Source organism: Streptococcus oralis, from assembly GCF_021497945.1.
GTDB lineage: Bacteria > Bacillota > Bacilli > Lactobacillales > Streptococcaceae > Streptococcus > Streptococcus oralis_BR.
In genome coordinates this window covers 1,739,822-1,756,277 of sequence record NZ_CP046524.1, presented here as the reverse complement: position 1 = coordinate 1,756,277, position 16,456 = coordinate 1,739,822, and the positions used below count along the sequence as shown (strand labels likewise).

At 42.6% G+C, this 16,456-nt stretch carries 18 protein-coding genes; all 18 read left to right on the top strand.

Translation table 11 applies throughout. The features are described from left to right. Positions 1 to 11 precede the first annotated feature (11 nt). The 18 genes from GOM47_RS08775 to GOM47_RS08690 all read left to right on the top strand — a co-directional run bounded on the left by GOM47_RS08775 (position 12) and on the right by GOM47_RS08690 (position 16,440). The gene (locus GOM47_RS08775; RefSeq protein ID WP_235080557.1) at positions 12 to 1,163 is read left to right on the top strand and encodes an iron-containing alcohol dehydrogenase; all 1,152 of its coding nucleotides are present in this window, start codon (positions 12 to 14) and stop codon (positions 1,161 to 1,163) included. A gap of 87 nt (positions 1,164 to 1,250) precedes the next feature. Further along, on the top strand, positions 1,251 to 2,519 hold the full coding sequence (locus GOM47_RS08770; protein WP_235080556.1) for a glycosyltransferase: 1,269 nt from the start codon (positions 1,251 to 1,253) through the stop codon (positions 2,517 to 2,519). A gap of 3 nt (positions 2,520 to 2,522) precedes the next feature. After that, positions 2,523 to 3,503: an NAD-dependent epimerase/dehydratase family protein gene (locus GOM47_RS08765; protein WP_235080555.1), complete on the top strand. Its 981-nt coding sequence runs from the start codon at positions 2,523 to 2,525 to the stop codon at positions 3,501 to 3,503. Beyond that, on the top strand, positions 3,478 to 4,293 hold the full coding sequence (locus tag GOM47_RS08760; RefSeq protein WP_235080554.1) for an MBL fold metallo-hydrolase: 816 nt from the start codon (positions 3,478 to 3,480) through the stop codon (positions 4,291 to 4,293). The genes GOM47_RS08765 and GOM47_RS08760 overlap by 26 nt, the downstream gene beginning before the upstream one ends. Continuing rightward, a complete protein-coding gene (locus tag GOM47_RS08755) occupies positions 4,271 to 5,533 on the top strand; it encodes a F390 synthetase-related protein (RefSeq protein WP_235080553.1) in 1,263 nt (420 codons plus the stop codon). Before GOM47_RS08760 ends, GOM47_RS08755 begins: the two co-directional genes overlap by 23 nt. A 14-nt stretch (positions 5,534 to 5,547) precedes the next feature. Then, positions 5,548 to 6,492 carry a 3-oxoacyl-[acyl-carrier-protein] synthase III C-terminal domain-containing protein gene (locus tag GOM47_RS08750; RefSeq protein ID WP_235080552.1) on the top strand — a complete coding sequence of 315 codons (945 nt, stop codon included), beginning with the start codon at positions 5,548 to 5,550 and terminating at the stop codon, positions 6,490 to 6,492. 135 nt (positions 6,493 to 6,627) lie between these two features. Continuing rightward, positions 6,628 to 8,160, top strand: coding sequence for a cardiolipin synthase (gene cls / locus GOM47_RS08745; RefSeq protein WP_235080551.1), 1,533 nt, complete (start codon positions 6,628 to 6,630; stop codon positions 8,158 to 8,160). A 74-nt stretch (positions 8,161 to 8,234) separates the two neighbouring features. Beyond that, entirely contained in the window at positions 8,235 to 8,378 is a 144-nt protein-coding gene (locus tag GOM47_RS08740; RefSeq protein WP_235080550.1) for a hypothetical protein, read from the top strand. A 35-nt stretch (positions 8,379 to 8,413) separates the two neighbouring features. Next, positions 8,414 to 9,970: a damage-inducible protein CinA gene (locus tag GOM47_RS08735; protein ID WP_235080549.1), complete on the top strand. Its 1,557-nt coding sequence runs from the start codon at positions 8,414 to 8,416 to the stop codon at positions 9,968 to 9,970. Between the two features lie 116 nt (positions 9,971 to 10,086). Next, positions 10,087 to 12,294 (top strand): anaerobic ribonucleoside-triphosphate reductase, encoded by a 2,208-nt coding sequence (gene nrdD, locus GOM47_RS08730; protein WP_235080548.1) that lies wholly within the window; start codon positions 10,087 to 10,089, stop codon positions 12,292 to 12,294. Between the two features lie 11 nt (positions 12,295 to 12,305). Then, the gene (locus tag GOM47_RS08725; RefSeq protein WP_000521625.1) at positions 12,306 to 12,446 is read left to right on the top strand and encodes a hypothetical protein; all 141 of its coding nucleotides are present in this window, start codon (positions 12,306 to 12,308) and stop codon (positions 12,444 to 12,446) included. A gap of 43 nt (positions 12,447 to 12,489) precedes the next feature. Further along, positions 12,490 to 12,990 (top strand): GNAT family N-acetyltransferase, encoded by a 501-nt coding sequence (locus GOM47_RS08720; protein WP_235080547.1) that lies wholly within the window; start codon positions 12,490 to 12,492, stop codon positions 12,988 to 12,990. Positions 12,991 to 12,994: 4 nt separating this feature from the next. Continuing rightward, complete coding sequence (gene nrdG, locus GOM47_RS08715) at positions 12,995 to 13,591, top strand: anaerobic ribonucleoside-triphosphate reductase activating protein (protein ID WP_235080546.1); 597 nt, start codon at positions 12,995 to 12,997, stop codon at positions 13,589 to 13,591. Beyond that, positions 13,588 to 14,214 carry a uridine kinase gene (locus GOM47_RS08710; protein WP_235080545.1) on the top strand — a complete coding sequence of 209 codons (627 nt, stop codon included), beginning with the start codon at positions 13,588 to 13,590 and terminating at the stop codon, positions 14,212 to 14,214. Before nrdG ends, GOM47_RS08710 begins: the two co-directional genes overlap by 4 nt. 265 nt (positions 14,215 to 14,479) lie before the next feature. Further along, positions 14,480 to 14,788, top strand: coding sequence for a 30S ribosomal protein S10 (gene rpsJ / locus GOM47_RS08705; protein ID WP_001284513.1), 309 nt, complete (start codon positions 14,480 to 14,482; stop codon positions 14,786 to 14,788). Between the two features lie 81 nt (positions 14,789 to 14,869). Next, positions 14,870 to 15,496, top strand: a complete 627-nt coding sequence (gene rplC / locus GOM47_RS08700) for a 50S ribosomal protein L3 (protein ID WP_000160197.1) — start codon at positions 14,870 to 14,872, stop codon at positions 15,494 to 15,496. 24 nt (positions 15,497 to 15,520) lie between these two features. Next, positions 15,521 to 16,144 carry a 50S ribosomal protein L4 gene (gene rplD, locus GOM47_RS08695; protein WP_000024537.1) on the top strand — a complete coding sequence of 208 codons (624 nt, stop codon included), beginning with the start codon at positions 15,521 to 15,523 and terminating at the stop codon, positions 16,142 to 16,144. Continuing rightward, the gene (locus tag GOM47_RS08690) at positions 16,144 to 16,440 is read left to right on the top strand and encodes a 50S ribosomal protein L23 (RefSeq protein WP_001055347.1); all 297 of its coding nucleotides are present in this window, start codon (positions 16,144 to 16,146) and stop codon (positions 16,438 to 16,440) included. Before rplD ends, GOM47_RS08690 begins: the two co-directional genes overlap by 1 nt. Positions 16,441 to 16,456: the final 16 nt, after the last annotated feature.

The following is a 16,456-nucleotide window of genomic DNA, read 5'->3' as shown; positions in this document are numbered from 1 at the left end:
AGGAAAAGCATATGGCTACATTTTACGTTCCATCAGTTAACCTTATTGGTAAAGGTGTTGTAAATGAAGTAGGTCCGTATATCAAGGAATTGGGGTATAAGAAGGCTCTTTTGGTGACAGATAAGTTCATCGAGGGAAGTGATATTTTACCTAAGGTCCTAAAACCATTAGATGCAGAAGGGATCGAATATGTGATTTTTAGCGATGTGGAGCCAAATCCGACTTGCAAGAACGTCACAGACGGAGTGGCTACCCTGAAAGAGCATGGATGTGACTTCATCATCAGTCTTGGAGGAGGATCTCCTCAGGATGCAGCTAGCTGTATCTCTATCATCGCTACAAATGGTGGAAAACCACAAGACTACGAAGGTCTCCACAAGTCTGCTAAAAAAGGCTTGCCAGTGGTTGCGATTAATACAACAGCTGGAACTTCTGCAGAAATTACGATTAACTATGTTATTACTGACGAAGAACGCAAGGTCAAGATGGTAATGGTTGATAAGAATAGCCTCGCTCTAATCTCTGTCAATGATCCAGAACTCATGCTTTCAAAACCGAAAGGATTGACAGCCGCGACAGGTATGGATGCTCTTACCCACGCTGTCGAAGCCTTGGTAACACCAGGTGCTTATAATGTGACCAAGAAACTCTCTATCGGAGCAATCGAGCTCATCAAAGAATACCTCCCTCGTGCTGTAGCTAATGGACAAGATATCGAAGCGCGTGAGGCTATGGTCAATGCCATCTTCCTCGGAGGTATGAGCTTTAACAACGCTGGTCTGGGCTATGTTCATTCTATGGCTCACCAACTCGGTGCGGTATATAACTTGCCACACGGTGTCTGCTGTGCCATGCTTCTCCCAGTTGTAGAACGTGAAAATGCCAAGCGTGTACCAGAAGCTTTTCGCAATGTAGCCAAGGCCTTGGGACTCCATGTTGAAGGGAAAACAGACCAAGAATGTGCCGCATACGCTATCGCTGAAATTGAGAAACTGTCTGAAACGGTTGGTATTCCTAAGAAACTTACTGAACTCGGTATCCAAGAAAAAGACTTTGACTTTGACTACCTTTCTAAGAATGCTTTGATTGATGCATGTGCGCCAGGTAATCCATTTATGCCAACTTTAGAAGAAACCATTGCTCTCTACAAAGAACTCTTCTAATTCTTAAAGTGAAAAAGCAGCTAAATAATGCTGGAAAGAACTATCATTTTGGTAGTTCTTTTTTTAAAAATTTGCTATCCTAGACATATGAGAAAAATCAAAATTGATGTGGTTGTAGTTCCCTTGAGTGGGCATCTCTTCCCAACTCTTAATTTACTTGCACCCTTGTTGAAGGATCCCTTGTATGAGATTCGATTATTCACAGGACCGCAACGAAGATCTGTAGCAGAGGAGATGGGATTCTGGGTGATTCCCATTTTAGAAAATTGTGTAGATGAGTTTGAGCGTGTAGCCAACAATGAAGGGCAATTAAACCTTATTTCTGCTTATCGACAGTTGTCAGCTAGTCTTGATTTGATCAATGTGGTGTCTGACCAACTAGTCCAAGAGTGGCAGGAAAATCGACCTGATATTGTTATTGCGGACTTTATAACTCTCCCTGGAGGACTCGTAGCGGAGCAGTTGAATATTCCTTGGATTACCACTATGGCGACACAGTTTGCCATTGAAACGACAGATGGACCGCCTTGTTTCTTTGGAGGAATGGGCAGCCCAAAGACGCCGTTCCAATCTGCCCAGCAATGGCTAGGAAGAAAAGGGACTCGTTTAGGGAAACGAATCGTAAGCTTTTTATTGAGAGAACGCTTGAAACGTTACGATTTTAAGCTCTACAATCAGAAAGGTCAGGAAACCATCTATTCACCCTATTCCATCTTGGGAATTGGGATGAAAGAGTTGGAGCTGAAAAGTGGTTTTCCAGAGCACTACCTTTGGGTGGGACCTTTTGGGTCTTCGATTGAGAGGGCAGAGAATTATCCCCTAGATTTGGCTCCTTATGCAAATCATAAGAAAGTCCTCGTATCTTGTGGGACTCAGCTAGCATGGGCCAAAGACAACCTCCTCTACCAGACACAACAATTGGCAAAAGCCCATCCGGACTGTCACTTCTTTGTGACTCTGGGGTTTGGTGGACAAGACTTCCGATGTGAGGAGCTCATGGACAATGTTTCTGTGGTATCTTATCTTCCCTATAAGGAATACATTCCCCAGATGGACTATGTGATTCATCATGGCGGTGCAGGTATTTTTTACCAATGTATCATCTATGGCAAGCCTGCCTTGATTCTCCCTCATGACTATGATCAGTATGACTATGCGGTTCGTGGCTTAGAGGCGGGGATTGCCCTGACTGCTAAACGAGAGGATACAGAAGCGATTGGGCGAGCTTTTGATGAGTTATTGGCTCGGGAGAACTGGCCAGATTTGAAGAACCTCAGACGTGCAGCTAAAGCCTATCAACCGACAGAGATTCTGGAGAGAGAAATACATCGCCTGCTAGCAGATAAGGAGAAATAAAGAATGAAAAAAGTATTAGTGACAGGAGCTACAGGCTTTTTAGGCAAGTACGTCCTAGAAGAACTGTCTCAGCATAGTTATCAGGTACGAGCCTTTGGACGTAATAGCAAGGTTGGTCAGTCTTTGGAGAACTCCTCTGTGACTTTTTTTCAAGGAAATTTGACCAGACAAGAGGATTTGAATCAGGCTTGTCAGGGCATGGACATGGTTGTGCATGCGGGTGCTCTTTCTACCGTTTGGGGTCTTTGGGAGGATTTCTACCAGACAAATGTCTTGGGAACCAAGTATGTTCTGGAGGCTTGTCGAGAGGCCGGTATTCAGCGTTTGGTTTATGTGTCCTCGCCTAGCATCTATGCTGCGCCTCGAGACCAGCTAGCTATCAAAGAAAGCGCTGCGCCTCAGGAAAATAATCTTAACAACTACATTCGCAGTAAGCTGGCTTCGGAGAAGCTGTTTAAGGATTATCCCGATGTTCCGAGTATTATCTTACGGCCTCGTGGACTTTTTGGGATTGGGGATACCAGTATTTTGCCCCGAGTTCTCAAACTCAGTCAGAGAATTGGCATTCCCTTGATAGGAGACGGTCGTCAGCTCATGGATATGACCTGTGTGGAAAATGTCGCTCTGGCAATTCGCTTGGCACTAGAGGCCCCTCAAGCTAGTGGCGAAGTTTATAATATTACCAATGGGGAACCAAGAGCCTTTAAGGATTTGATAGAAGAAACCTTGAGAGGGTTGGGCTATCCAATAACATACAGAAAAGTGCCGGCTCCTATTCTTTCAGCTATTGCCAGTAGTTTAGAGTTTCTGTATAAGAACTTGAAACTCAAAGGCGAACCGGCTCTGACACGCTATACCTATTATTTGCTCCGTTATAGCCAGACGCTGGACATCAGTAAGGCGGAGCGAGATTTGGGGTATCGCCCTCAAATCAGTATTTCGGAAGGGATTGAACAATATGTCCAAGATTATCGAAAGCATTGATTATTTCCCAGCAGGCTACTGTACTAGCTATACAGGTTTGCTATTCAAGGGAGTCAAGAATAAAAAGATGACCTTTCCAGCTGGTGTCTTTCTGATTAAACACAGAGACAAGGGCTATTTGCTATATGATACTGGCTATCACTATGATATTAAGACGAAGCTTCGCTATGGTTTTTATCGTCTAGGAACACCTGTTCAAATGACGGAAAAGGACCAAATTTCACGTTTGCTAGAAGCGAAGGGAATCAAACCAGAAGAAATTAACTATGTCCTTCTATCTCATTTACATCCAGATCATCTGGGAGGAGCTAGCTTCTTTCCTCATGCAACCTTTATCCTGACAAAAGAAGTGTATAAGGTTTACCAGAAACCCAAGTTGAAAGACCTGATTTTCAAGGAATTTTTGCCAGCTTCTTTTGAAAAAAAACTAACCATTATCAGAGCTGACCAGCAAGATTCAACTTTTCCCTATCGTCCGATTTGTGATTTTTTTGGAGATGGCAGTATCCTAGTAGCTTCTGTTGATGGGCATGCTAGGGGGCAAGCCTGTCTGTATCTTCCAGACTTTAACCTCCTCATTGCAGCAGATCTTTGCTGGGGAATTGACCTCTTGCCTTACACCAAACAGATGCACCTGATTCCTTCCTTGGTTCAAGATAACAAGGTGGACTATATCAAGGGGACAGAGTTTCTGGAGGAAGTCTTGAAAGACGGAATTGAGGTACTTGTTAGTCATGACCCTGTAGAAAGGATAGAGTCAATCTTATATGAAAAAAATAACCTTTCTTAAAACCTTTATCCAAACTCGCTGGCTTCATAACTTCAAATCTCGAGAGGCTGTAGAGAGCTATCAGAAAAAGCAATTAACTAATTATATGGACTTTTTAAAGCGAGAGTCGCCCTACTTTAAAAATGGAGTTCCTAGCGACTTTGACCATATGGACAAGGCCTTTATGATGGAACATTTCAATGAGCTCAACACCCAAGGAGTGGATCGGGATGAAGCCTTATCCTTAGCTATTGAAAGCGAGAAGACCCGTGATTTCACTGAACTTAAAGGGGAAGTGGCAGTCGGTCTGTCTTCAGGGACATCTGGACATCGGGGCCTCTTTATCACAACAGAGAAAGAGCGAAGTATGTGGGCGGCGGCTATCTTGGCAAAGATGTTGCCCAAAGGTCAACTTTTTGGACACCGCATCGCCTTTTTCCTGAGAGCCGATAATGAACTCTATCAGACCATCAATACGGCCCTCATTCGTCTAGAGTATTTTGATATTTTCAAACATACAGATGAACATATAGAGCGACTCAACAACTATCAACCAACGATTATTGTGGCGCCAGCCTCTATGTTGATTGAATTGAGCAAGCGACTAAAAGCTGGACAGTTAGCCATCCATCCACAAAAAATCGTTTCGGTGGCAGAAATCTTGGAAGATAGTGATAGAGAACGCATCGCAGAGGCCTTTTCTCTACCCATTATTGACCAAGTTTATCAGGCGACCGAAGGTTTCCTAGCCTGCACTTGCCCAGCTGGTAATCTACATCTCAACGAAGACATTATCTTTGTGGAAAAGCAGTATCTAGATGACCGTCGTTTTTATCCAGTCATTACGGACTTTAAGCGAAGTAGTCAACCTGTTTATCGCTATCAGCTCAATGATATCTTGGTTGAAAATCCGGAGCCTTGTCCATGTGGCTCCTGCTATACACGGATTAACAAGGTCGAAGGACGCTCTGACGACATCTTCTATTTTGAAGGACTGGATGGGGGACAGGTAACTATCTATCCAGACTTTATCAGGCGCTGCATCCTTTTTGTGGAGAATGTAGGAGATTACCAAGTCAAGCAACATTCCGAGAAGTTAGTGGAAGTTTGCCTAAGCCGACGAGATGAGGATTTAGAGGCAGCTATTCTAGCTCAATTCCAACTCTTGGCCCAGCAAAAGCAATTTATAGTTCCTCAAATCCAATTTTCAGATTATCACTGGGATACTAGCCGTAAACTCAAACGTATCCAACGTTTATGAAAGGACAAAAGACAATGACAGAAGTAACAAGACATGTAGAAATCGCAGGTTATGGTGTTTGCCTTCCAAAGCATACTGTCCAATTTAAAGACCAGACCCGTTATCGTGTGGTTGAAAACGAAGAAACCCAACTAGATTTGGCAGAAGCAGCTATCCAGCAGGCACTCGAAAATGCAAATTTGAAAATAGAAGACATTGATTGTCTGGTTTCGGCAAGTGCGGTTGGTGTTCAGCCTATTCCATGTACAGCTGCCTTGATTCATGAACGCGTAGCAAAAGGACTCTCAATCCCGGCTATGGATATCAATACGACCTGTACGAGCTTTATTTCTGCTCTATCGACCATGTCCCACTTGATTGAGGCGGGCGAATACAATCGTGTCTTGATTGTATCCAGTGAGGTTGGAAGTTTGGGGCTTAATCCCAAGCAAAAAGAAAGTTTTGAACTCTTTAGTGATGGGGCGGCAGCCTTTATTTTCCAAAAAAGCCATCAGGGAAAAGGGGTCATTGCTAGTCTCCAACGTACTTGGTCAGAAGGAGCTCACGATACGGAGATTCGTGGAGGTTTGACATCTTATCAACCCAAAGAGTACTCTGAAGTGACTAAGACCAACTATATGTTTGACATGAAGGGGAAGAAAATCCTCCTCTTGTCTGCTCGTAAAATCCCAGTCATGTTTGAAGAGTTTCAAGAAAAAACACAGCTAGCCTTGGCAGACGTGGACTACATCATTCCTCACCAAGCAAGTCGTGCTCTTCCTTTGGTCATGGAAAAACTAGGTGTGGCCGAGAATCAGTACCTCAATCTCGTCACTGACTATGGAAATATGGTGTCAGTCTCTGTGCCGTTTGGCTTGGCTTATTCTTTGGAACATGGACTTATCAAGGAGGGAGATGTCGTCTACCTTATGGGGACTGCAGCTGGTATGACGGTCAATATGTTGGCTCTGAAATTGTAACAATCATCTAAACACGGAACGGCTGGAATTTTAGAAAAGGTAAAAGGTTGCCATCTCCCCCTGAACTGAGGTATACTAGTAGAAACATTAGTTTATTAAGCGGTTAAGGAGAATGTTAGAAAAGGAAGGGGATGTATGACAGCTAGAAAAATGCAGCTACTCATGTCTAAGTATGGTTTTAGTATTGCCATCATGTTGACGGAGTTGATTCTCGTCTTTGGTTTATTTATCTATCTAGGGCAAATGGCTCCAATTGTCTGGATTATCCTTGTCATTTTAGTGAGCTTAGCGACCATTGTATCGATTGTTAATCGATCTATGAATCCTGAAAGCAAGGTGACATGGCTGTTAGTAGCCTTTGTGCCAGTGTTTGGGCCATTGCTCTATATCATGTTTGGAGAACGCCGTTTATCTAAAAAAGAAATGAAACAGCTAAAGCAACTCCAATCAATGGTTGATCGAGAGGACAATAGCAGAGCTCTCCGTTTGGAGTTAAAAGAGCAGGATAAGTCAGCTTACGGAGTTATCAAATCACTCCTCAGCATGGACACGAATGCCGATGTCTATGATCGAACGGATACACAATTTTTTGCATCTGGTGAAAGCATGTGGCATCAGATGCTAGAGGATCTCAAGAAAGCTGAGAAGTTTATCTTTCTCGAATACTATATCATCGAAGAAGGTTTGATGTGGAACAGCATTTTGGAGATTTTGGAAGAAAAGGCAGCTCAAGGAGTAGAAGTCAAACTCCTCTATGATGATATTGGTTGTATGGCTACCCTGCTTGGAGATTACACCATCCAGCTTCGTGGTCGAGGGATTGAAGCCCACAAATTTAACAAGGTGATTCCACGCTTGACCGTTGCTTATAACAACCGTGATCACCGTAAAATCATGGTTATCGATGGTCAAATTGCCTATACAGGTGGTGTTAATCTGGCGGATGAGTATATCAACCATATCGATCGCTTTGGTTATTGGAAGGATAGCGGTATTCGTCTGGATGGACCAGCAGTCAAGGCTTTTACCAGACTCTTCTTATCCACTTGGTATATCAACCGTGGGGAAATTAGTGACTTTGACCAATACCATCTCGAAAATCAACCTAGAGATGGGATGGGGCTTTGCATTCCTTACAGTAGTGGGCCAAAGCCTATCTACCGAGCCCAAGTTGGAAAAACTGTCTATCAAAACCTTATCAATCAAGCTACAGACTATGTCTATATCACGACTCCCTATCTGATCACTGACTATGATCTAACTGAAAGTATCAAAAATGCAGCTCTGAGAGGAGTAGATGTGCGAATTGTGACGCCATATATCCCAGATAAGGAGGTTATTCAGTTAGTTACTCGGGGAGCCTATCCAGACTTGCTATCTGCTGGAGTTCGCATTTACGAGTACAGTCCGGGATTCCTTCATAGCAAGCAAATGCTTGTCGATGGAGAGGTAGCAACTGTGGGAACCATCAATTTTGACTATCGTAGCTTGCTTCACCACTATGAAAATGGCGTTTTGCTTTATAAAACGCAGTCTATCATAGATATTGAGAGGGACTTCAAAGAGATTTTTAAAGTTTCTCAAGAAATTTATCCCCACACAATCAAAACAAGCTGGTATCAAAGCTTGATCAAGGAAATTGTCCAGTTGTTTGCGCCCATGCTCTAACTACCAACCAAGATCTGGCCCAAGGCTGGATCTTATTTTTGTCTTTTTGCGAATAGATAAGCAGGAGGATGAAAATGCTAAATCAAGAAGAACATGATTTTATCCTAGAGTTTCAAACAAGCAGTTTACACCGTTTTCGAGAGATTGAACGCTATGTTGAGCTAGATAAGAAGTTAAGGAAATATCAATCTCTAGCTGACATTCCTGTAAGATTTTGATATACTAAAACAGATAAACTTAGAGGAGAAATTGAATGAACGTATACGAGGAAAAAGACGAACAGCTAGAAGAATTTCGATACCAGTATCGGGAACGGCTGGATCAAGAGTCCGAATTTGGACTGGAGCGAGGTAAGAAGAAACGAACTCCGCTTCCATTTTTTAGTATGGTGATTTGGAGTTTGGCTGCTACAGCTGTTTCTGTCATGTTGCCTCTGATCTTTGGTTTGGCGAGCCCCCAACAGATGCAAGATCTTTATACTGGTTGGGCGCTACATCAGAGTGGGCAGATTTACACGGATTATTATGGTTCAAATGGACTGCTTTATTACGTACTAATCTATCTCTCTCAAGGGAGTATTCTTTTTGCTTTGGTGGAGTGGTTGGCCTTGTTCGGAGCTGGTGTTTTTCTATTTAAATCCGCAGATACCTTGACAGGTCAGGGAGAGCAGGCTAGACAGCTTTTGTTGGTTTTCTATCTGCTTGTGGGCAGTCTGGGATTTGGTGGTAGCTATGCAGTGGCTGTGGCCTTGCCTTTTCTATTTTATAGTTTTAGCCTAGTGGCTGACTATCTGGATGATCCAAGTAACGATAAAGGTTTCTTGCGAGTTGGGATGAGTTTAGCATTAGCTTTCTTCCTATCACCTATTCCCACAGCCTTGTTTGCAGCCACACTTGCCTTGAGTTTGTTTGGATTTAATATTGCCAAGCGTAAATTTGCTCATGGTTTGTATCAATTTTTCGCATCAGCCCTAGGATTTTCTATCATTTTTTATCCAATTGGCTATTATACAGTCTTAACAGGAACTTTTGGTGATGCGATTAGCCATACTTTGTATCCAATAGATACGCTTAATCTATTTTCAAATGCCAATCTTATGGAGAATGCTGCTTTCTATGGTTTGCTATCCATCGGTATTGGGATTCTGACATTGATCTTTTCAGGATTGTTTCAATCTAAACCAGCCAAACAATCTGCTGTCTCAATAGGCGCTATTTTAGGATTATTAGTAACTCTTGCTTTGTTAATTTTTTCAAAGGAACCTTTGCATGGCTCACGTTTGGCAGCGATTTTGCCCTTTCTGACATTGTTATTGTTAACCAACATCAAAGAAGGAAGCCCTGATCGTATCAGTCGTAGTAGACGAAGAGTTCGCTCTTCATCACTCTTTGGTCGCTACCTCAAGGGAAATTTCTATCTACCATTAGTTGCGATAGTCTATTTACTTTTCCTACCTGTTTTGAGTCGCTATATTTCGCATCCAAGTACTTATCAGGAACGTGAGCAGCTTGCTAGCTTGGTCAAACAGCAAACGAGTTCTGAGGATCGTGTCTATGCTTGGGATAATCGTCCAGATTTTTATCGAGCAAGTGAACGTCTGGCACCAAGCTCTCTAGTGACACCAACACTCTATACTGCAAGCGACGAGAATAAAACGAAACTAGTCAATGATTTGAAAGAAAATCAACCGAAGATGATTTTGGTCAATCAAAAAGTTGCCTTGTGGTCGGATGTAGAGAGTTTACTCAGTGAAAAATACGAACTTGTTCAGACGGATAGTAAGGAATTCAAGCTTTATAAATCTAAATAACAAATCAATATCTTGTGGATTTTTAAAAAATTTAGAATTTTTAACACAAGATATTGATTTTTCTTTTTAGAGTGGTATAATATCACTTAAGAAGAAAAATAGAAAAGAGCATGGATATGATTGTATTAGAAGAAAAGCTTGCAACCGTTCCCACCTTGTTCGTTGAAAAACGAGATGGTAGACGTGTGGTGTTTGATGTAGACAAGATTGACAAAGCTCTCCACAAGGCGGCGGAAAAGGTTATGGACGTTACGCCTCTAGTAGAAAAACGCCTAAATGGGCTGCTTGAGCGTATTGTTGCGGAAATTCACAGTCGTTTCCCTCAAGGTGTCAAGATTTACGAGATTCAAAATATCGTAGAGCATGAACTCCTTGAAGCCAAAGAATATGCGCTGGCTGAGGAGTACATCACTTATCGGACACAAAGGGATTTTGAGCGCTCAAAAGCGACAGATATCAACTTTAGCATTCATAAACTTCTCAATAAAGACCAGGCAGTTGTCAATGAAAATGCCAATAAAGACAGTGATGTTTTTAACACCCAGCGTGATTTGACAGCAGGGATTGTTGGGAAATCAATCGGACTGCAAATGCTTCCTAAGCACGTAGCCAATGCTCACCAAAAGGGAGATATCCACTATCATGACTTGGACTACAGCCCCTACACTCCGATGACCAACTGCTGTTTGATTGATTTTAAAGGCATGTTGGAAAATGGTTTTAAGATTGGTAATGCAGAGGTAGAGAGTCCCAAGTCTATCCAAACTGCGACAGCACAGATTTCACAAATCATCGCAAACGTTGCTTCTAGCCAGTACGGGGGCTGTTCTGCTGACCGTATCGATGAAGTCTTGGCTCCGTATGCAGAGAAGAATTACCAAAAACACCTTAAAGATGCAGAAGAATGGGTCTTGCCTGAAAAACGGGAAGATTATGCCTGGAAGAAAACGCAAAAAGACATCTACGATGCTATGCAATCTCTTGAGTATGAAATCAACACTCTCTTCACTTCAAATGGGCAAACACCTTTTACTTCTCTAGGTTTCGGTCTAGGAACCAATCGTTTTGAGCGTGAAATTCAAAAAGCTATTTTGACTATTCGTATCAAGGGACTTGGCTCAGAACACCGCACAGCTATCTTCCCTAAACTCATCTTTACGCTAAAAAGAGGACTCAACTTAGAGGAGGGGTCACCTAACTACGATATCAAACAGTTGGCTCTTGAGTGTGCAACCAAGCGGATGTATCCTGATGTTTTGTCTTATGATAAGATTGTTGACTTGACAGGTTCCTTCAAGGTACCTATGGGTTGTCGTTCTTTCCTTCAAGGATGGAAGGATGAGAATGGCGTCGAAGTCAATTCAGGTCGGATGAATCTAGGTGTTGTGACAGTCAATCTGCCTCGTATCGCCCTCGAATCCGAAGGCGACATGAACAAGTTTTGGGAAATCTTCAACGAACGTATGAACATCGCAGAAGATGCTCTGGTTTATCGCGTTGAACGGACCAAGGAAGCAACACCCGCAAATGCTCCGATCCTTTATCAGTATGGAGCCTTCGGCCGCCGTCTCGGAAAAGAAGAAAGTGTAGACCAACTCTTCAATAATCGTCGTGCGACTATTTCACTGGGCTACATCGGTTTGTATGAAGTGGCGACGGTCTTCTTTGGCAATAGCTGGGAAAGCAATCCAGAAGCCAAGGAATTCACGCTGGATATTATTCGTGATATGAAACGTCGTGTGGAAGAGTGGTCTGACCAATATGGTTACCATTTCTCTATCTACTCCACACCGTCTGAAAGCTTGACAGATCGCTTCTGCCGTTTGGATACAGAGAAGTTCGGCTCTATTCCTGATATTACAGACAAGGAATACTACACCAACTCTTTCCACTACGATGTCCGTAAAAATCCAACACCGTTTGAAAAGTTAGACTTTGAGAAAGTTTATCCAGAAGCAGGTGCGTCAGGTGGTTTCATCCATTATTGTGAGTATCCAGTTCTTCAACAAAATCCTAAAGCCTTGGAAGCTGTCTGGGACTATGCCTATGACCGTGTCGGCTATCTAGGAACCAATACTCCGATTGATCGCTGTTACAAGTGCGATTTTGAAGGAGATTTTGAACCAACTGAGAGAGGCTTTGCTTGTCCCAACTGTGGCAATAGCGACCCTAGAACAGTAGATGTGGTCAAACGTACTTGTGGTTATCTGGGAAATCCGCAAGCGCGTCCGATGGTCAATGGACGCCACAAGGAAATCGCTGCGCGTGTCAAACACATGAACGGTTCAACCATTAAAACAGCCGGACATGAAGTAACAAATTAGAAGGAAATGGAATGGGGAAATACCAATTAGATGATAAGGGACGAGCTCAAGTGACCCGTTATCACGAGAAACACTCGAAAGGTGGAACAGGCAAAAAAGAACGCTTGCTTAACCTCAGAGAACAGTTTTTAAACAAGAACAAGAAAAAATAAAAGTGAGAGTCCGCTCTCGCTTTTCTCTTAGTGGGAGGTAAGGATGGAATTACGTAGACCATGTTTGGAAGATAAAGAAGCGATTTTAGAGATGATGGCGGAGTTTGAACAGACTCAATCAGCCCACGATGGCGGATTTTGGGATGCTGAGAATTTTGTTTATGAAGAGTGGTTAAAAAACAATCAGGATCATGAAATGGGGATTAATTTGCCTGAAGGGTGGGTGCCTGATATTCAGTTAGTCGCTTTTTCGATAGATGGTCAAGCTGTAGGATTTCTCAATATCCGCTTGTGCCTCAATGACTTCTTATTGGAAGAAGGTGGGCATATTGGCTACTCCATCCGCCCTTCTGAAAGAGGCAAAGGTTATGCCAAAGAAGCCCTCAGACAAGGCCTGCAAGTTGCCAAGGAAAAGAACATCAAAAAAGCACTTGTGACCTGTAGTACGGAAAATCCTGCTAGTAGGGCGGTGATTGTGGCAAACGGCGGGGTGCTTGAGGATGTTCGCAATGGCATAGAACGTTACTGGATAGATTTGGAGTAGAAGGATGACATGGAATACACCAAAACCAGGTGAATGGAAAAGTGAAGAACTCAGTAAAGGGCGGATTATTGATTACAAGGCCTTTAACTTTGTCGATGGAGAAGGTGTGCGAAACTCTCTCTATGTATCAGGTTGCATGTTTCACTGCGAGGGGTGCTATAATGTTGCGACTTGGTCTTTCAATGCGGGTATTCCTTATACAGCAGAGTTAGAAGAACAGATCATGGTAGACCTTGCCCAGCCCTATGTTCAAGGATTGACCTTGCTGGGAGGAGAACCTTTTCTTAATACGGGCATTCTCTTACCTCTCGTTAAACGCATTCGGAAGGAATTGCCAGATAAAGACATCTGGTCATGGACGGGCTACACTTGGGAAGAAATGATGCTGGAGACTTCAGACAAATTGGAACTCTTGTCGCTGATTGATATCCTTGTCGATGGACGGTATGATAAAAGCAAGCGCAATCTCATGCTCCAGTTTCGAGGTTCCTCTAATCAACGAATTATCGATGTGCAAAAATCCCTCAAAAGTGGGCAAGTGGTGATTTGGGACAAGCTTAATGACGGAAAAGAAAGCTATGAACAGGTGAAGAGAGAATGAAGAAAAAAGACTTAATAGACCAACTGGTCTCAGAGATCGAAACGGGAAAAGTCAAAACGCTGGGGATCTACGGTCACGGTGCATCAGGTAAGTCTACCTTCGCTCAGGAATTATATCAAGCCCTAGATTCTACTAGAGTAAATTTGCTAGAAACAGATCCCTATATCACTTCAGAACGTCACCTGGTAATACCAAAGCAAGCACCTGATCAAAAGGTGACAGCTTGTCTGCCAGTGGCGCATGAACTGGCAAGTTTGCAGAGAGATATTCTCGCCTTGCAGGCAGGTATGGATGTCTTAACAATCGATGAACCTTGGAAGGCTAGCGAGATCTTATCTGGAGCCAAACCGATTCTGATTGTTGAAGGGATGTCTGTGGGCTTTCTACCCAAGGAACTCTTTGACAAAACTATCTGTTTCTACACGGATGAGGAGACGGAATTAGAGAGGCGTCTAGCTCGAGACACGATTATGAGAAATCGCGATGCTTCCTTTGTACTAGCTAGCCATCAAATGAGACGGGAGCAGTATCAGCGATACTATAGAGAAAACGAGTCTAAAGCAGATATCTTAGTGGATCAATCACAAGATAAATTCAAAGTCAAAATGACTCGAATTATATAGAAGAAAAGATTGGTTTTAATAGTCGTAAATTAGTAATTGTATGAAGATGAAATAGGAAAACAGTTTCATCCCAAAAAAACGAAAAAAACCTTACAAATCCCTTGCAATCGCAGGGGCTTTGTGTTATTCTATTATGGTGCTGTAAATTACAGCCTTAGCTTTGATGCAAGAGGTTGCGACACGCTCGGTTGCATTGCCACGCAACGCGCGTCGGTTTTCTTGTGGAGCTAGCCTATTATCTTAAATAGACGAAAAGGAGAAAAAGATGGCAAACAAAAAAATCCGTATCCGTTTGAAAGCTTACGAACACCGTACGCTTGACACAGCGGCTGCTAAAATCGTAGAATCAGCTACTCGTACAGGTGCACAAGTTGCGGGTCCAATCCCACTTCCAACTGAACGTAGCCTCTACACAATCATTCGTGCGACTCACAAATACAAAGACTCTCGCGAACAATTCGAAATGCGTACACACAAACGTTTGATCGATATCGTTAACCCAACTCAAAAAACAGTTGACGCCTTGATGAAATTGGATCTTCCAAGTGGTGTAAACGTAGAAATCAAACTTTAATCTAAAGCTTGATACCTTGAGCATGAAAAACGCTCGTTAAAAACTTTTTGAATAAAAATATAGAAAAGGAACTATTTTCTCATGACAAAAGGAATCTTAGGGAAAAAAGTGGGAATGACTCAAATCTTCACTGAAGCTGGCGAATTGATCCCTGTAACAGTTATTGAAGCAACTCCAAACGTTGTTCTTCAAGTTAAAACTGTTGAAACAGACGGATACAACGCTATCCAAGTTGGTTTCGATGACAAACGCGAAGTATTGAGCAACAAACCTGCTAAAGGACATGTAGCGAAAGCTAACACGGCTCCTAAGCGCTTCATTCGTGAATTCAAAAACGTTGAAGGCTTGGAAGTTGGTGCTGAAATCACAGTTGAAACATTCGCAGCTGGAGACGTTGTTGACGTAACTGGTACTTCTAAAGGTAAAGGTTTCCAAGGTGTTATCAAACGCCACGGACAATCACGTGGACCAATGGCTCACGGTTCTCGTTACCACCGTCGTCCAGGTTCTATGGGACCTGTTGCACCTAACCGCGTATTCAAAGGTAAAAACCTTGCAGGACGTATGGGTGGCGATCGCGTAACAATTCAAAACCTTGAAGTTGTACAAGTTGTTCCAGAAAAGAACGTTATCCTTATCAAAGGTAACGTACCAGGTGCTAAGAAATCTCTTATCACTATCAAATCAGCAGTTAAAGCTGGTAAATAATAAAGAAAGGGGAAATCAGTCACAATGGCAAACGTAACATTATTTGACCAAACTGGTAAAGAAGCTGGCCAAGTTGTTCTTAACGATGCAGTATTTGGTATCGAACCAAATGAATCAGTTGTGTTTGATGTGATCATCAGCCAACGCGCAAGCCTTCGTCAAGGAACACACGCTGTTAAAAACCGCTCTGCAGTATCAGGTGGTGGACGCAAACCATGGCGTCAAAAAGGAACTGGACGTGCTCGTCAAGGTTCTATTCGCTCACCACAATGGCGTGGTGGTGGTGTTGTCTTCGGACCAACTCCACGTTCATACGGCTACAAACTTCCACAAAAAGTTCGTCGCCTAGCTCTTAAATCAGTTTACTCTGAAAAAGTTGCTGAAAACAAATTCGTAGCTGTAGACGCTCTTTCATTTACAGCTCCAAAGACTGCTGAATTTGCAAAAGTTCTTGCAGCATTGAGCATCGATTCAAAAGTTCTTGTTATCCTTGAAGAAGGAAATGAATTCGCAGCTCTTTCAGCTCGTAACCTTCCAAACGTGAAAGTTGCAACTGCTACAACTGCAAGTGTTCTTGACATCGCAAATAGCGACAAACTTCTTGTCACACAAGCAGCTATCTCTAAAATCGAGGAGGTTCTTGCATAATGAATTTGTATGATGTTATCAAAAAACCTGTCATCACTGAAAGCTCAATGGCTCAACTTGAAGCAGGGAAATATGTATTTGAAGTTGACACTCGTGCACACAAACTTTTGATCAAGCAAGCTGTTGAAGCTGCTTTCGAAGGTGTTAAAGTTGCAAATGTTAACACAATCAACGTAAAACCAAAAGCAAAACGTGTTGGACGTTACACTGGTTTTACTAACAAAACTAAAAAAGCTATCATCACACTTACAGCTGATTCAAAAGCAATCGAGTTGTTTGCTGCTGAAGCTGAATAATCTAAGGAGGAAATAT

Bases quoted from the DNA above. Each gene is read 5' to 3' on its own strand.
- GOM47_RS08765 (WP_235080555.1), top strand. From the start codon at position 2,523: ATGAAAAAAGTATTAGTGACAGGAGCTACAGGCTTTTTAGGCAAGTAC.
- GOM47_RS08720 (WP_235080547.1), top strand. From the start codon at position 12,490: ATGGAATTACGTAGACCATGTTTGGAAGATAAAGAAGCGATTTTAGAG.
- GOM47_RS08755 (WP_235080553.1), top strand. From the start codon at position 4,271: ATGAAAAAAATAACCTTTCTTAAAACCTTTATCCAAACTCGCTGGCTT.
- GOM47_RS08770 (WP_235080556.1), top strand. From the start codon at position 1,251: ATGAGAAAAATCAAAATTGATGTGGTTGTAGTTCCCTTGAGTGGGCAT.
- GOM47_RS08725 (WP_000521625.1), top strand. From the start codon at position 12,306: ATGGGGAAATACCAATTAGATGATAAGGGACGAGCTCAAGTGACCCGT.
- GOM47_RS08710 (WP_235080545.1), top strand. From the start codon at position 13,588: ATGAAGAAAAAAGACTTAATAGACCAACTGGTCTCAGAGATCGAAACG.
- rplD (WP_000024537.1), top strand. From the start codon at position 15,521: ATGGCAAACGTAACATTATTTGACCAAACTGGTAAAGAAGCTGGCCAA.
- rplC (WP_000160197.1), top strand. From the start codon at position 14,870: ATGACAAAAGGAATCTTAGGGAAAAAAGTGGGAATGACTCAAATCTTC.
- nrdD (WP_235080548.1), top strand. From the start codon at position 10,087: ATGATTGTATTAGAAGAAAAGCTTGCAACCGTTCCCACCTTGTTCGTT.
- GOM47_RS08760 (WP_235080554.1), top strand. From the start codon at position 3,478: ATGTCCAAGATTATCGAAAGCATTGATTATTTCCCAGCAGGCTACTGT.
- GOM47_RS08690 (WP_001055347.1), top strand. From the start codon at position 16,144: ATGAATTTGTATGATGTTATCAAAAAACCTGTCATCACTGAAAGCTCA.
- nrdG (WP_235080546.1), top strand. From the start codon at position 12,995: ATGACATGGAATACACCAAAACCAGGTGAATGGAAAAGTGAAGAACTC.
- cls (WP_235080551.1), top strand. From the start codon at position 6,628: ATGACAGCTAGAAAAATGCAGCTACTCATGTCTAAGTATGGTTTTAGT.
- GOM47_RS08750 (WP_235080552.1), top strand. From the start codon at position 5,548: ATGACAGAAGTAACAAGACATGTAGAAATCGCAGGTTATGGTGTTTGC.
- GOM47_RS08735 (WP_235080549.1), top strand. From the start codon at position 8,414: ATGAACGTATACGAGGAAAAAGACGAACAGCTAGAAGAATTTCGATAC.
- rpsJ (WP_001284513.1), top strand. From the start codon at position 14,480: ATGGCAAACAAAAAAATCCGTATCCGTTTGAAAGCTTACGAACACCGT.
- GOM47_RS08775 (WP_235080557.1), top strand. From the start codon at position 12: ATGGCTACATTTTACGTTCCATCAGTTAACCTTATTGGTAAAGGTGTT.
- GOM47_RS08740 (WP_235080550.1), top strand. From the start codon at position 8,235: ATGCTAAATCAAGAAGAACATGATTTTATCCTAGAGTTTCAAACAAGC.